General features: G+C 35.5%; 10 protein-coding genes, 1 tRNA gene and 2 pseudogenes. 7 read left to right on the forward strand and 6 right to left on the reverse strand.

The window, feature by feature from the left end; translation table 11 throughout:
* The first annotated feature begins 13 nt into the window (after nucleotides 1-13).
* Together QWU_RS07655 and QWU_RS07660 are read left to right on the forward strand one after the other, a co-directional pair.
* Nucleotides 14-232, forward strand: coding sequence for a hypothetical protein (locus QWU_RS07655; protein ID WP_006590310.1), 219 nt, complete (start codon nucleotides 14-16; stop codon nucleotides 230-232).
* A gap of 6 nt (nucleotides 233-238) precedes the next feature.
* A complete protein-coding gene (locus QWU_RS07660; RefSeq protein ID WP_017196531.1) occupies nucleotides 239-1,282 on the forward strand; it encodes a tyrosine-type recombinase/integrase in 1,044 nt (347 codons plus the stop codon).
* Nucleotides 1,283-2,119: 837 nt separating this feature from the next.
* Here QWU_RS07660 and QWU_RS07670 read toward each other — a convergent pair.
* The 3 genes from QWU_RS07670 to ilvA form a co-directional block, all read right to left on the reverse strand.
* On the reverse strand, nucleotides 2,120-3,499 hold the full coding sequence (locus QWU_RS07670) for a DEAD/DEAH box helicase (RefSeq protein ID WP_006590308.1): 1,380 nt from the start codon (nucleotides 3,497-3,499) through the stop codon (nucleotides 2,120-2,122).
* Between the two features lie 284 nt (nucleotides 3,500-3,783).
* A complete protein-coding gene (locus QWU_RS07675) occupies nucleotides 3,784-4,314 on the reverse strand; it encodes a hypothetical protein (RefSeq protein WP_026017336.1) in 531 nt (176 codons plus the stop codon).
* Nucleotides 4,315-4,350: 36 nt separating this feature from the next.
* Nucleotides 4,351-5,616 (reverse strand): threonine ammonia-lyase IlvA, encoded by a 1,266-nt coding sequence (gene ilvA / locus QWU_RS07680; RefSeq protein WP_006590306.1) that lies wholly within the window; start codon nucleotides 5,614-5,616, stop codon nucleotides 4,351-4,353.
* A 173-nt stretch (nucleotides 5,617-5,789) separates the two neighbouring features.
* On the opposite strand from ilvA, the gene QWU_RS07685 reads away from it, so the two are divergent.
* A tRNA-Leu gene (locus QWU_RS07685) sits at nucleotides 5,790-5,875 on the forward strand.
* Between the two features lie 319 nt (nucleotides 5,876-6,194).
* Here the strand turns inward: QWU_RS07685 and QWU_RS07690 are convergent.
* The 3 genes and pseudogenes from QWU_RS07690 to QWU_RS09455 all read right to left on the reverse strand — a co-directional run bounded on the left by QWU_RS07690 (nucleotide 6,195) and on the right by QWU_RS09455 (nucleotide 10,324).
* The gene (locus QWU_RS07690; RefSeq protein WP_017196535.1) at nucleotides 6,195-7,004 is read right to left on the reverse strand and encodes an outer membrane protein; all 810 of its coding nucleotides are present in this window, start codon (nucleotides 7,002-7,004) and stop codon (nucleotides 6,195-6,197) included.
* A gap of 690 nt (nucleotides 7,005-7,694) precedes the next feature.
* Nucleotides 7,695-7,967, reverse strand: coding sequence for a hypothetical protein (locus QWU_RS07695; protein ID WP_006590304.1), 273 nt, complete (start codon nucleotides 7,965-7,967; stop codon nucleotides 7,695-7,697).
* Nucleotides 7,961-10,324: pseudogene (locus tag QWU_RS09455) on the reverse strand (mechanosensitive ion channel domain-containing protein). The gene QWU_RS07695 and the pseudogene QWU_RS09455 overlap by 7 nt, the downstream one beginning before the upstream one ends.
* A 180-nt stretch (nucleotides 10,325-10,504) precedes the next feature.
* On the opposite strand from QWU_RS09455, the gene QWU_RS10425 reads away from it, so the two are divergent.
* The 4 genes and pseudogenes from QWU_RS10425 to QWU_RS07720 all read left to right on the forward strand — a co-directional run bounded on the left by QWU_RS10425 (nucleotide 10,505) and on the right by QWU_RS07720 (nucleotide 16,298).
* Complete coding sequence (locus tag QWU_RS10425) at nucleotides 10,505-10,879, forward strand: hypothetical protein (RefSeq protein ID WP_006590302.1); 375 nt, start codon at nucleotides 10,505-10,507, stop codon at nucleotides 10,877-10,879.
* Between the two features lie 81 nt (nucleotides 10,880-10,960).
* Complete coding sequence (secD, locus tag QWU_RS07710) at nucleotides 10,961-13,474, forward strand: protein translocase subunit SecD (RefSeq protein WP_017196536.1); 2,514 nt, start codon at nucleotides 10,961-10,963, stop codon at nucleotides 13,472-13,474.
* Nucleotides 13,475-13,575: 101 nt separating this feature from the next.
* Nucleotides 13,576-15,329: pseudogene (locus QWU_RS09460) on the forward strand (cation:proton antiporter domain-containing protein).
* A 15-nt stretch (nucleotides 15,330-15,344) separates the two neighbouring features.
* On the forward strand, nucleotides 15,345-16,298 hold the full coding sequence (locus tag QWU_RS07720) for a lysylphosphatidylglycerol synthase transmembrane domain-containing protein (protein WP_006590299.1): 954 nt from the start codon (nucleotides 15,345-15,347) through the stop codon (nucleotides 16,296-16,298).
* The last annotated feature ends 288 nt before the right edge of the window (nucleotides 16,299-16,586 follow it).

Here is a 16,586-nt window from a genome sequence, read left to right on the forward strand (position 1 = left end):
AAGGAGAAAAAACATGGCGCCACGCCCTGCTACCATAACCCAACCAGCTATTGCACGCGCTTTAAGAGAAGCTAAAAAGCAAGGATGTGAACTCATAGAAATTAAGCCTACAGGCGAACTCCTCATCTATCTTAAATCTGATATCCCAATACCAAATTCAGCAGCGCATCCTGATAAGTTATTAGATTTGTCAAAAAATGAATATTACGAAGCTTTGCTCTCTAAAATGTAAAATGCCATGCCAAAACCACGCCCCCCTCATCTTGTCAAACAAATTACTCAACATGGCAAAATTGTATGGTATGTACGCATTGGTCATGGCAAACGCATTAGAATTCGCGGGACCTATGGAACGCAAGAGTTTGTTGATAACTACAAAAGCGCACTTGCCGAGTTACAAGGCATCATCCCCCCAAAACCTAAAGTAGGTAAACTTATTGAAGGGTCATTTGCATGGCTGCTTAAACAGTATTTTAACAGCGTTCATTGGCATAGCCTTGCTAAAGCTACGAAAGGACAAAGAGAACTTATCCTTATGAAGGTATGTGATGCTATAGGAAACATTCCATACAGAGAAATAAAAAAAGCACATATTACAGCAGGAGTTGAACGCCGCAAAGAAAGACCAACAGCTGCTCACAATTTTCTAAAAGCACTTAATGGTCTTTTTAATTGGGCAATTGATCAAGAGCTTTTAGAAAACAATCCAACAGTAGGAGTAAAAAGACCAGCTTACAACAACAAAGATGGATTTGCTGTTTGGGCAGAAGAAGATGTTGAGAAATATTATAAAAAATGGGCTCTAGGAACGCATGAACGCGTCTGGATTGATGTCCTTCTTTACACGGGTTTACGTCGTGGTGATGCGGTACGAATTGGCTGGAAAGACGTCAAAGATAATATCATTCATCTCAAGACAGAGAAAAGCAAATTCCAAACAGATGTTTTTCTGCCAATTTTGCCTGAATTAGCAGAAACCCTTAAAATTGGTCCTATTGGAAATGAAACATTTATTTGCGGGAAAAATGGAAATAAGCTCGTTAAAGAAAGTTTTGGCAACCTTTTTCGTGAGGCTTGTAACGTAGCGGGAATCAAAAAATCAGCACATGGCTTAAGAAAATTAGCAGCAACACGCGCCGCTAATTCAGGTGCAACAGTTTCACAACTCAAAGCAATCTTTGGATGGACAGAAGATAAAATGGCATCTCTCTACACAAAGAGCGCAGATCGTAAAAGGTTAGCTATAGAGGCGATAAAAAAACTACAAAAAAATGAGGGATAACGCTATAAAAAACATAATGGAATCAATAATGATAAATTTCCCCCATATCGTAATAACTCATTTATTTTATTTAAAATAATTGGAACGGCCCGGGGAGCCATTTCATTTTTTATCCCATATAATTCACTGTTTTTACTAATTTTTTTAAGGTGAGGAATATCAGATAAGATTATTTTCATTCCTACTACTTAAATGTATTTTCTTTTATCAATTTTTAGAAGCTTTTAAAATCTTGCTAAATGCTGCTGTGAAAAACTATGTAGTTTATAAAGATAGCAAAATCTTATGGTAAAATGAATCAGTTAAAAAATAACAATGAAAACTACATTATCAGATACTGTTCTAAATACACTAACGTAACAAAAAACTTCTCTAACGTAAAAACTTATACAATAAAGAAATCTTATCCTAGTCGAAATACCATCCGCAAAAGTTAAATGGCATCATACTGCATTCTATTCTCTAAATTGCAATGTGTATTAGATAGAGATTCACCGATGCCATCCCTAAAGTTTATTAAAAAATAACTATAGGAAAAACAAGAAAGACCGTAAGAAACTTTTACCAGCCATAAATTTCTTTTCATTATAGTCCGCATAGAGAGATAAGATATAGTTTTATGCATAACTTTAAAAGATGATGAATCCAAAAAAAGAGGACAGCATATTCTGAAAGAACAAATCTTTTAAACGCATAAATCACACCAACTCTTTAAACTCTTTCCACTCCTAAATAGTAAAAGGCTTTAAAAGCTTCTCTTAACTTTTTGGTATAACTATTACGTCGTATTTTCTTGCTCTCATTTAAGCTTAAAGAAAACCAATTTCAACATTTCACTTAAGCTGCCTTCCTCACGGACTTGCGAAAACGAAAAAGCTTTGCACGCTTTGCTGCTTTTGCTCTTTTATGCCTTTCATTTTGAGATATAGAATTCTTCCCCTGTAGCTGTTTAGTTTCATCTTTACAATTTAAAAATTTCTTTTGACTTTTAGCCTTCTTGAAACCAAGTTTCTTATCATTTTCTTTTTTTTCATCTTCTGGCATAACTGGTTTGACTGGAAATGCAGAAAATTGTTCTGGAACAACCTCACGCACTAATCGTATACGAATTAAGCGCTCTACAGCACGCAAACGTGCACTTTCTACTCCTTCATCAAAAAGTGTGAGTGCCTCACCAAGCACCCCATTGCGCCCAGTACGACCAATCCGATGTACATAACTTTCAGCTTCATCTGGTAAATCATAATTAATAACATGGCTTATTCCTGGTATATCAATACCGCGTGCTACTATATCTGTCGCCACAAGAATCCGTACTGTTCCTTCACGAAAAGCTTTTAAAGCAGACTGGCGAGCACTCTGTGATTTATTTCCATGAATCGTCGCAACTAAATACCCTATCTTTATTAAACTCCGCGTGACAGCATCAGCACCGTGTTTGGTTCGGGTAAAAACAATAACAGAAGAAAAAGCCGGATTTGTCAAAAGTTTACTTAAAACATTCTTTTTTTCACGTGTAGGGACACAATATAACTTTTGCGTGATTTCTGTAGCTGTCGTTCCTTGAGGAGAAACCTCTATTTTAACTGGATCTTTGAGCAGACACTTTACAAGTGCCGTAATTTCTTTCGGCATCGTCGCAGAAAAAAGTGCTGTCTGACAGTCTTGATGTAACAGCCTGGCAATTTGTCGTACATCATGAATAAAGCCCATATCTAACATACGATCTGCTTCATCTAGAACTAAAAAACGAGATTGTGAAAGATCAACACATTTTTCACGAATAAGATCTCTCAAACGACCTGGTGTTGCTATCAAAATATCTACACCTGCTGCCATGTGTTTAATTTGTTTCAAACGCGATACCCCACCAAAAACAAGACATGTTGAAAGATGCGTTCCTCTAGCAACCATACGAACTGTTTTATCAATCTGAACAGCAAGCTCACGCGTAGGTGCTAAAATCAAAGCACGTGCAGTTTTAGGATAACGTTTATCACCCAACGCCAAAATCTGACTCAAAATAGGTAAACCAAATGCCAAAGTCTTCCCAGAGCCCGTCTGAGCAATTCCCAAAATATCGTGCCCTTTCAATATCATTGGAATAGCTTGCTCTTGTATAGGCTTAGGTTTATTCATCCCAGCAACGAGTAAGTTTTTAACCAAAAGAGTGGGCAAACCTAACTTTATAAAAACATTTTCTTTTTTGATATACAAAACAAAATCTCTCCTCTGCCTTACAACTAAAACAAAGTCATAAGCCAAACTTTTCTTCTCAAGAATCCGCGCAAAGGAAGTCTTGACATATTCAATTTGTAAAGTAACGCTTTAAAAAAACGCCTTGCGCAGCCTATGAACCCTAAAATCAAGGCAAAAGCATATAAAACGCACCTTTCACTAAGCCACGCTAATCAGCTCAAACACCTTCATCCTATTATCGTTAGATGAATAACAAAAAAGCAAAGACTTTGCGAGATATATTTATAATAAAAAAGAAAGGATCATTTGTTTATTATTGTTTCCTTCGGTAAATGTACATTATTAAAATCAGGATAAATCTCTAAAAAAACTGAATTTTGTACAGTTTTCTGACCACCATAGATTAAATACCACCGAGTTTTATCAAAAATTGCCAAAGTTTTATATTGAAGAATACGATCTTCTCTTTCAAGTATCGTCGGAACTAAAGCATAAAAAGTACCATTATTAGTTTGCAAATATTCTATATTTTTTTCATCTAAACGATAAGCACCGATAGGCAAATTTTTAAATTGCCTACGCAGTTGTTCAAGAAAATTATCGCGTAAATCACTCTCTGCCATATTCAATCGACGCGCCATTTCCTGATAAAGTCGATCAGGCATATAATGAGAAATAAGCACAAAATCTCCATTTTTTACAGCATTATTAACATCAACAATTAATCTTGAAAGTTCAGTCTTTTGTATTGCTGTCGGTTCCGATGAAAAACTCTGTTGATGAACATAAAAAAACAAAAACAAACTCAACATAAAGTAAAAAATAGATCTTATTTTCATCTTTGTCATTTCAGTAAAAATCCCAGTTTCTCAAATAACAAAATCAAACAATGTTTGATCATCGGTAATATCACGATAGCGCCAGCCTAAAGCTTGAAATTTTTCCTTTAAAAGACAAAAGTTATTATATTTTTTTGTTTCAATTGCAATTAACACAGAGCCAAAATTTCTTGCTGATTTTTTAAGATACTCAAAGCGCACGATATCATCATCCGGTGATAATGTGGCAAGAAAACTACGTAACGCACCAGGATGTTGCGGAAAACTAAAAATAAAATATTTTCTCAAGCCTTGAAAACGCAGAGAACGCTCCTTAATATCTGGCAAACGCTCAAAATCGAAATTACCACCTGAAATAATTAAAAGGATTTTTTTACCTTTCAATTCCTCGGGGGGAATACTATTAAGAGCATCGATAGACAAAGCACCAGCTGGTTCAAGCACCACCCCTTCAACATTAAGCATTTCAACCATTGTAGAACAAACACGATTTTCAGGAATTGTAATAACAGAATCAGGCGAAAATTGATTCAATATTGCATAATTTAATGCACCAATTTCAGCCACTGCAGCACCATCAACAAATGTATCGATATTTTCAAGTTTGATACGTTTTCCACCCTCTAAACAAGCACGCAAACTTGCAGCTCTCTGAGGTTCAGCAAAACGAAGTTCCGTTTTCCAACCACATTCTTGTAAAAACTTACTAACACCACTAGCCAAACCACCACCGCCTACAGGTACAATAATTAAATCTGGTTCACTTTCTCCATTGAGTTTTTTCCATTGCAACACAGCCTCACACAAAACTGTCGCTTGGCCGGTAATAATACGAATATCATCAAAAGGCGGAGCCATCACCCCCCCACTTTCCATAACGAAAGATTGCGCAGCTGCATAACATTGATCAAACGTCTCACCAACCAAACGGATATCCACAAATTCTTTGCCAAAAATACGCGTCTTATCAATTTTTTGTTGTGGCGTCGTCACAGGCATAAAAATCATACCTTTACGCTCAAAATAGCGACAAACAAAAGAGACACCTTGCGCATGATTCCCCGCTGAAGCACAAACGAATACTGCATCTGGAGATATCTTATCCAGCATTTCTGAAACAAAATTGAAAGCACCACGAATTTTATAAGATCGCACCGGCGTTAAATCTTCACGTTTTAAATAAATTTCTGCATCATATTTTTGACTAAGAAAATCATTTCTTTGAAGTGGTGTTTCAGCAAACACATGATGCAAAGCTTTCATCGCTTTAGTTACGTCTTGAATAAATTTACTCATAATATAATAACAGTCATTTCATGCTTCATTTATAGTTATTAAGGCTCCTACTTATCTTCTATCTATAAAGACAACCATTGTCAGTCAAAATCTCATTCAAAAATGAAAAGTTTTTTTCTTAATCATTAATTCTTGATTCAATAAAAGATATGGCTTATGAGAAAGTTCTTATCGCGGACGTGATGAAAACGGTAAACATAGCAGACTTAAAATCTGCCGGTCTAAGACCTTGCGGGTTCAAGTCCCGCCGTCCGCACCATAATATTTGAATTTATCACTATTTTTCAGTCGTTTTAGATTACAAAAAATGACTCTTTGCAAAATTATAACAGTGTCATAGAATAGAATCGTGATTACGCAAAAAATGAATCATATTTTCTTTCTAGCCGCATACTTAGCAATGCTTTATAAGCTCTAAAACTTTCATTTAAACAATAAAGATCTTACAATTCTTTATTACAATCATTAAATATCAAGAATCTCCTTATCCATTACAAAGGATAATATTTTACAGAACAAAAACTAAAAAAAGGCCCTATAAAGATAGGACCTCTTAAACCAATTCAATTTCGCAAAAATTAGAATTTGTAAGCTAAACCAATACGAAAATCATTTGTCTTATGTTTAATTTCGATCTCGTCTTTACCCTTGTATTGATAAGTCTTTTTCCCAAAATCTGAATAACGGTACTCCGCACGCATAATGACATGATCTGTTATTGCAAAATCAAAACCACCACCAAGAGTATAACCCATTATTGTTCTTGTTTCATCTAAAGTAGCATTAAAGGGCTCTTCTCCCGTAATTGATGTCATCATAATATCTTGAAGTTGACCATAAGCAACACCACCAGAGAGATAAGGCATAACACGATTAGTAGAAAAACCAATACGCACCCGTGTAGCACCAGTCCATTTTTGTTTCAAAGTATGATTAAATGTTATGCTATCCTTTTCTTCACCCTCTTCTTCATCCTTATCAACTCTAAAAAAAGTTTTTGTCTTCTTTTTTTGTCCAGGAAAAAGTATATCAGTATCAAAACCTAGGATAAAATTTCTTCCAAGATCAAAATTAAAACCTGCGTACAAACCGCCTATAAAACCAGATAACTCAGGCAACAAATATTTCTCAACTGCAGTCCATTTTTTAAGCCTACTTTCCTCATCAGGAAAGAGAGGAATATCAACGTCACGTGTAATTGCAGAAGTCTTACTTGAAAAGCCACCAATTTGGCCTCCAAAATAAAAACCTGTCCAAGAAAAAGGTGGAAAAACAATAGCCGGTGAAGCAACATGTACAGGCTTTTCAGGAATCATTACATCTGCTGCCTGTGCTATAGAAACTGAAATCAAAGTGAAAATGGATGCTGTTATAAATTTTGTATTCATAAAATTATACCCCATTGCTAAATTCAAATATAATAAAAAATCACATTTAGAAAACAAAGTACTTAAAATTTTACGCTGCAAAATTGCATGTACTCCTTCATAGCTACATTTAACATTATCATTACATCAAAATTCAAGATTAGCAAATAAATTTTAATTATTTTTAATATGTTATTAATAATTTTAATATGTTATTAATAATAAATACTTAAAAATGTAATATGAATAACCGTTATTTTGAAAAAATAAATATGATATTTTTCTATCTAATATCGCCTTTAAAACTACACACTGTATCATTCAATAATCTTTTTTTACTTGGGACATTTTCTGAAATGATAATGATACAGATAATTTTTGGAAAGGAACTACCTACTAGATATTACTAAAAATATTTTGTAGTTAATACAATATTTAGAAACAAAATCAGCCTAAAATAACGTAATTTCCTATATAATTAGATTGACTTGCATTACTAATATAAATATTATAGGCATTCTACAAATATCTAAAATTTATTATGCTGAGAAAGCATATTTCAAATTATATATATATTTAAAAAATCTCGCTATCTTACTGAAAATCATAAATTTCTATATTTCATTCCTTAATCGCATTATTATCAATACACACAAGATTAATATTACGATCTTTCTAAATTTTATCTAATAATAAAATTTTTAAACTATTTTATTTAAAAATTGCTCTACCTTCACTGATTTCTATATTATCTTCTGCCTTTATTGCAAAACGGTCTTTATTAGGAAAAGTAATAAAACACCCCTTTATACAAATTGTAACAGTTTGATGAGTATCTAATGAGATATTTAAAGGTATGCTCCCTTCAACGATGATAAGAGATTGCACCTTTAAATCAGTATTTTTCACAGTTGCGGCAAAAACTGTCACAGACAAAATATCTAACAGCGCAACTGTTATAAAAACATAAACACATCTTAGCATTCTAGTATTCCTTCCTCAACAAAACGCTTATATAATAAGAAGCGAAGAGCATTGGTTATCTTAGAAGGTGAAGTGATGTTAGGCACATAAATGGCCAAATTAAAAGAGAATTTTTTACTATCAAATGCAGTAAAATTCACCTGAGGTGCAGGGTTTTTTAAAACCCCTTCTGTTGTAGAGGCAATCTCTAGCAAAATTTCAACAACACGTTCTGGAGCAATATTAGAAGAAACAGCAACAGGAATATCAATCCGCCCCATTTTACTACGTCTAGTCCAATTACTAACATTATTATTGATAAGGCTTGAATTAGGAATAATAACCGTTTTACGTTGAAATGTTTCAAGTTCCGTTGCACGCACACTGATACGTTTAACAATACCACCTACTGATCCAGCTTCCACATAATCTCCTAGTTTAAACGGTCTCCCAACCAAAATAATAAGCCCTGATACAAAATTTTGAACAATATTTTGTAATCCAAAACCTATACCAAGTGAAAGTCCACCAGCAATAAGTGCAAAATTTTTAAGATCCAAACCTGCCATTGATAGCCCTATCAAAGCCGATAGGACAATACCGCCGTACCCTATGACAGTTTTGATAGAATTGCGAACCCCAGAATCAAATTCTCCATATTCTAACACAGTTCCATCTAGCCAACCAATAAGTCGGCGTATGAGAAACCAGCAAATAAAGAAAGCGACAATTCCAGTGACAATAGAAATTAAAGAAATGAAAACATTTCCAATTTGAAAACCAGTCATTAACTGCCACAATACTGTTTTTAAATCAGAATATGAAAATCCAAATTTTACAGCAATTGGCATTGCACAAAACACAACCACAAGCAAATAAAGAATAACACTTAAAATCCCCCCCAATTGATTCATTGTTTTTTCTTCTAAATGCAACCATTGCATTAAAGTATGACCAACGGCCGTTTTCATAAATTGACCTTTAGTTCCAAGTGCTTGAGCGCTTTGTATTCCTAAATACATGAGAACTAAAAATGCTCCACCAATCACAGTTTGCTGCATAATGAAACGCGCTAAACCAACATAGCCTAAACAATTCAACACAATCAGCAATATTCCCAATACAATGAGAGGAATACGTATATAAAATGGCCAAAAAACGCGGTTCTTTCTCTTTACTTTGAGAAATCCTACGTCTAAAGCGTACGGGTATAAACGAGATAATAAACAACAATATCGCAACAAGAAAAACAGCAAGAAAACTTTTGGCAATTGTCAAAGAAAGAGAAGCTGAAACTATTTGATAGATACTATCGAGAACAGCATCAAATGCCAAGACGCCACCTAAAAAAGTAATTAATATAACCAATTGACGCGCTGCAGATGGTGCAATATTGAGCAGACGCACACGAGTCACATTCGATAATAAAAGAACAACGGCCAAACGATTGATCAAAAAAACTAAGATAATTTGACGCCCTATCATCTCAAATACTTTTGTGAGTTTCCCTAGATCTAAATCAAAACTATCAAACAAAAAAATATAAGATAAATGCAAGCAACACATATAATTGAAGGAAGAAGAACTGAAATAAAAGCAACTAATAAACGTTGTAAATACGGTATCTCTTCATTCCCCTTGGTAAAATGTCCACGCACATGCACCAGAATTTTATGAGAAAAATAAGAAAATCCTAAAGCAATAAAAAGTGGAATCAAAAAACAAAGAAATAACTGTAACAACTTGAAATAAAAGATAAAATTCCACCAAGAACTCAACAATAAAATAAAATCAGATGAAGCCTCTTTAGTTTTTTGAACAAGATGTTTGACCATTGGTATGGAAAACTCAAGCCTGTGCATGAGTGTACGTTTAAAAAGTTCTCGAGATTGAGAAATAGCAAGTTCAGCTATTCTATTTGTAGCTAAAAAGATTGCTTCAAACCGTAGTACAATACTATTAATTTTAGCTTTTTGCTCTACCAATAAAGAGCGTTCATGATTTATTTTTGAATCATCATGGAGCTCTTTTAATTGATTAAGAAGCGCATTAATATCATTAAGAGGAATACGTAAAGCAAAGGCTGCTTCTATGATACGTTTACTAATATCTTGCGCACGTAACCGCAGTTCCACCAAAGCCTGTTCATCTTCTGATTTATTTGCAAAGTCTTTTTTTAAAGTTTCTGTATCACGTTCAAGAATTTCGATAATGCGCTGTTGTTGTTGAACAATTTCATCAATTGAATAAGTAAGACCAACTTGTCCAATGCTTGTATTTTGCAACCCGCGATTCCCCCACGCGCAACAACTGAAGACAACAATAATGCCCAAAACAACGAAAATTATGCCTATTTTTTTTCTAAAGAATAAATACATATCTGCCTTAGATGTAAGAAGAATCCTCCCCTTCTTTTTAAAATATGGTATAGGATAAATATTTTCAACTTTTAGAGAATAATCTTATAAAAGCTTTCCCTTACCCCATAATACTGATAATAAGGAATGAAAATAAAAATAACCTTGGTAAACTCAATAAATTATAGAAGGCGCTTTAGCATGCTTTTTTTGCACCTCTATTGCAAAAAAGAAAATTTTCTCCCTTTTACGGCTTGGCTTTTTCTGTCAAGCGTTGGCATATTATTGACAAGCAATTCTGGCACGCGTACTTATTTAATCAAACAACCACAAGAAAATAATATAGTTAAAACAAATATACTAGCCCTACAAAATAAATGTGATCAATTGAATGTTATAACAACGGAAAATAAAAAAATTATAACACCCTATATAGATCCTGTTCTGCCTAGCAGTATTTATCAATATATCCTCATATTGAATCTCCTTTTAAAGGCGCTCATAATTATTTTCCCACGATTTGAGAGCTCTCAAACGCAATATTTTGCAAATAAACGCGCTCCTCCTCTCGTTTAAATTATGAAACGACTCTCTGTGTAATATTACCCCTGCCTTTCATTTTAATAACTATTAGATTGCCTATTAGCGGAATATATCATGCGTACACCTCGTTGGTTGATTACCCTTTATTGTTTGATTCTTTTAAGCAGCATTTATGTCGCCTTGCCTAATTTATTTTCACCAGAACAAGTTAAAAATTCACAATTCTTAACTGACACACGTGTAACACTCGGGCTTGACCTTCAAGGAGGTTCTTCTCTCTTACTTGAAGTCGATAGAAAAACATTAAAGCGTGATCAATTACATATAGTTTTAAGTAATGTACGTAATACACTGCGTGAAAAACAAATCCGTACATCAAGTATCCGTATCATAGAAGATAGTGTTATCGCAGTTATTTCTGATCCATTACAAACTGAAAAAGCACTCTCTGCTTTGAAAGCACTGAGAACTCCGATACATAGTAGCTTTGGCACTACAGCTGATGACATTGCTATGAGCGCTCAAAATAAAACTATTCATATCACATTAACTGAAGCTGGTATGAAAGATCGTATGAGCAATGCTATTGAACAGAGTTTAGAAATCATCCGTCGCCGTATAGATCAAGTAGGTGTTAGTGAGCCAGCCATCCAAAAGGTTGGAACCGATCGCATTATGGTTCAATTACCTGGCTTACAAGATCCAAAACAATTACGCGACCTTTTAGGAACAACTGCTAAGATGAGTTTTCATCTTGTGCCCTCTAATGTAGATGTAAACAACCCACCTGCTGGTGTTTCAATTCTTCCTGGCTATACAGATGAGACGCAACGCTATGCAATTTATGATCAAATTGCCTTAGATGGAAATGTCCTAAAAGATGCCCGCGCAGGTTTCGACCCGCAAATGCCAGGACGTTCTATAATTTCGTTCACCATGAATTCTGCTGGTGCAAAAATATTTGCCGATATAACACGACAAAACATTAATCGTCCTTTTGCTATTGTTCTTGATAACAAAGTTTTGACTGCTCCTACCATAAACAGTGTCATTCCCAATGGACAAGGTCAAATTACAGGAAATTTTGATCCCAAAGAAGCATCAACTCTGGCTGCGCTCCTCCGTGCTGGTTCCTTACCTGCACCACTAACCGTAATTGAAGAGAGAACTGTAGGCCCAAATCTTGGTGCTGACGCCATCCAAATGGGGCTTTATACTGGCATAATCGGCTTTATTCTTGTTACGGTTTTTATTTTCCTTCTCTACAGAATTTGGGGGATCATTGCGAATATAGCACTAGCACTCCACACTATTTTAACATTTGCTGCACTAAGTCTCCTCGGTGCGACACTCACACTACCAGGTATTGCTGGTATTATTTTAGGCATTGGTATCTCTGTTGATGCCAATATTCTCATCAATGAACGAATCCGTGAAGAAAGCCGAAAAGGTGTCAGCGCCTTTGCAGCCTTAGACCGTGGTTTCAAACACGCTTTCGCAACCATTGTTGATGCCAATGTTACTGCAATTATTGCAACTATTTTACTTTTTTGGTTTGGTACCGGTCCTGTTCGCGGTTTTGCTGTAACAATGCTGCTTGGCATTATTATCTCGATGTTCACCAATATCACAATTGTACGCATCATGATGATTTGGGTAATCCGTAAGTGGAAAATTAAAACTCTGCATCTGCACTCTATTTTCAATATCATTCCACAAAATACGAATTTCCGCTTTATGAAAGCGCGTTTCATTGGTATTGGTGTCTCAATTATTTTATCAGTTGCTTCAGTTTTCCTGTTTTTAAAGCCTGGATTGAATTTCGGAATCGATTTCATTGGTGGCAGCCAAATGAGTATTACCACAAAAGCACCGGCAGATTTAGCAACCTTACGTTCTAAGCTTTCTACCCTTAACATTGGTGAAATTACGTTGCAAAATATTGATAATGCAAACACTGTACTGGTTCGCATGCAGAAACAAAGTGGCAGCGAAGCACAACAAAGCATCGTCATTGATAAGGTCAAAACAGCTGTACAAAATATCTATCCTGATGTCACATTCGATCAGATAGAAGTTGTTGGCCCCAAAATTTCAGGCGAGCTTGCCACCGCTGCTTTTACTGCTGTCATTCTAGCTGCAATTGCTATGTCCCTCTATATATGGTTACGCTTTGAATGGTTTTTTGCAGTTGGAGCAATTGTAACGCTCATCTTAGACACCACCAAAATGATTGGTTTTTTTGCTTTATTTCAATTTGATTTCAATTTAACAGCCATCGCTGCTCTTTTAACAATTGTTGGTTATTCCATAAATGATAAAGTTGTTGTCTATGATCGAATGCGCGAAAATATGCGTCTTTATAAAAAAATGCCGTTGCGAGAACTCATTGATCTCTCAATTAACCAAGTTCTTATCCGCTGTCTCTTTACATCAGCTACCACGGTTCTCGCTATGTTACCTATGGCGATATGGGGCGGAAGTGCTGTCCATAATTTTGCATTGCCCATGGTCTTTGGAATTATAATTGCAACATCGTCCTCTATCTTTATTGCCGCTCCTATTTTACTCCTGTTAGGGAATTGGTGGCGTAGGCGAAATAATCGTACAAACACTAAACTAAAATGAAAATGCCATGCCAATTCATATAACGACCACCCGATTCTTCTCATAAAAAAGTTACAATCGTTTCAACACATTCATTTTTAATAAAAAGTCGTAAATATTCTATGCTCCATGATACACCACTGATTACAACTATTGTCGCAGGCTTATGTTTAGCATTTCTTTTAGGAATGATTGCTAGCCGTTTGCGTATCTCACCACTTGTAGGATACTTGTTAGCCGGTGTTATTGTCGGTCCCAATACAGGTGGCTTTAGAATAGATTCCGTTATTATCAACCAGCTCGCTGAAATTGGTGTCATTTTGCTGATGTTTGGTGTTGGGCTCCATTTTTCATTAAAAGACCTTTTATCTGTAAGAGCTATCGCTATCCCTGCGGCTATTGCACAGATGGCATTTTCTACTTTTCTAGGCTTGTGCCTTGGTTTAATCATGGGATGGGGCTTCAGCGGTAGTTTGGTCTTTGGTTTAGCTTTATCAATAGCCAGTACCGTCATCCTGTTGCGTGCTTTGCAAGAACGCCATCTTATTGAAACAGAAAAAGGACGTATTGCTGTTGGATGGTTGATTATTGAAGATTTAGCGATGGTTCTTATCCTTGTCCTTATACCATCATTAGCAAACGTCCTTAGCAATACAAAAAAAGAAGCGTTTGATCCTCTTGTTCAATGGCTAGACTTAAGTATTTGGGGAATTTTTGGTCTTACTATCCTGAAAGTTATTGTATTTATTGCACTTATGCTCATTATTGGGCGACGTGTTATCCCGTGGCTACTAAAAATGAGTGCACAATCTGGATCACGTGAATTATTTCGTCTAAGTGTCTTTGCTATTGCATTAGGAGTAGCTTTCGGAGCAGCTCATTTATTTGGTGTTTCTCTCTCTCTTGGTGCCTTTTTTGCAGGCATGGTTATGAGTGAATCGGAATTAAGCCATCGTGCAGCAGAAGAATCCTTACCACTAAGAGACGCGTTTTCTGTTCTTTTTTTTGTTTCCGTGGGCATGTTATTTGACCCAGGGAAACTATTGACTCATTTTTTCCCCTTTTAGCAACGTTATTCATTATTATATTAGGAAAATCGGCTATTGCCTTTTTCATCGTTAAAGCTTTTCGCTATTCTAATGCAACAGCTTTGACCATTTCTGCAAGTCTTGCCCAAATCGGAGAATTTTCTTTTATTCTTGCAGGTTTAAGTCTGAGCTTGGGGCTCTTAAACAACGATGCGCACGATTTAATTCTTGGAGGAGCGATTCTTTCTATTTTGCTTAATCCACTTGTTTTCATGGCTTGCAACAAAATTAAAAAACGTCTAGAGAACTCTCCTACAAATTTACAAGATACACAAACAATCATTGATATTGATCCGCAAGATCCTGACAATGAATTTTTACCAATAACCTTAAAAATAAACCATATCGTAATCATTGGCTACGGTCATATTGGTAAATGTGTTGCATTATCTTTAGTAAACAGAGAGGAACCTATTGTGATAGTGGAAGAATCAAAACGCCTCGCTGACCAAGCGATTACAGATGGTTTCGAGGTGATTTGTGGCAATATCATTCAACCAGAAATAATGAAAGCAGCAAATATGAGCAATGCACACAAAGTTGTTATTACAATGCGAAGTACCATCGAAGTAGGAGAATGTATAGTGAATATACGTGGTATAAAGAAGGATATCCAGATAATCACGCATGCACTATCCGATGTGGAAACAACTTATCTCGTTGATTTAGGTGCAGATATTGTAGTAACTGATGGTGAAGAAATTGCCAATGGTGTTATAGAACATTTAACAGGGCAGAGATCTGTAAAAAATATACAAAATCATGAATTAAATTTACAGAAAATATAAAATGGATATAGAAGCGTGAAAATAAAGCAATTTATATGGCCGTTTATTGGTATCTTAGCAATGCTGGTATCTATCCGCATCCTTTATATAAAGCTCTCTGACATTTCTTTTAGTGATGTATTAGAACGCTTGAGCAATTTAAATGTACAACACTGGTTGTTAGCCTGTTCATGCTCTCTCTTGGCTTATGCAGCTCTTGCTGGATATGATCGAATTGCCTTACAGCATCTCGGCCATAAAATTTCTTGGATTTTTATCGCGATATGCTCGTTTACTACCTATGCCCTTTCACATAATATTGGTGCTTCAGTTTTTTCTGGTGCAGTCGTGCGCTACCGCGCCTATAAAATGAAAGGATTAAATGGAACAGAAATCGCTATATTAGTAGGCTTTTGCTCTTTTACTTTTGTAATAGGTACAGTTTTACTTTTTGGTATTGTCTTGCTTCTACAACCTGAAATTATCACTCTTATTCATGATGAACTCCCTGAATGGCTTGGAACGGCGGTTGGTGCATCTCTTCTTGGCTGTATAGCACTCTATACTTTTGGCAGTTGGCTTCAACTAAAGCCTTTACACTTGAGCAAAAAAATTCAGCTGTCATACCCACGGCTAAAAATTGTTGTCCAACAGCTTCTTATTAGCCCCCTAGAACTTCTAGGCGCAGCAGGAATTATATATGCTGTTCTCCCACACAACACAGACATCCATTTTATTTCTGTGCTTGGTGTTTTTCTAGCATCTTTTACCATAACCCTTCTCTCTAACGCCCCAGCTGGAGGAATTGGTGTTCTAGAAGCTTTATTCATCACAGGAATGCCCAGTGTAAATCCAACTGATGTCGTTGCAGCACTCATTGTCTTTAGAATACTTTACTTAATCATACCACTCATCATTTCGTTATTTGTTGTCGCAATTTTTGAAACTCAACAATATTGGAAACGTTACCCCAAAATTCCCCCTAAATAACAAAAAAGAGAACAATATTTTCTTCATTTGATACATGTACAAACAATTATAGCTATAGCGCATTGATTTACAATAGAAATTTATCGCATTGTAAGTTTTTATTATTTTAAACCTTCTCATTAAAACAATTAAAACCACTCACTCACCCATCGCATGCAAAGTTGACATGTCAATAAAAACTACAAAGAAAGAAATAAAACTGTCCCTCATTGAGCTTCCCAAGGCAAGAACTAATAGCATCAAAAACTCGCAAATATCCATGTTACACCTTCATCACAGTATAAAATA

This window comes from Bartonella birtlesii IBS 325, assembly GCF_000273375.1.
In the GTDB taxonomy this organism is placed as follows: Bacteria; Pseudomonadota; Alphaproteobacteria; order Rhizobiales; family Rhizobiaceae; genus Bartonella; species Bartonella birtlesii.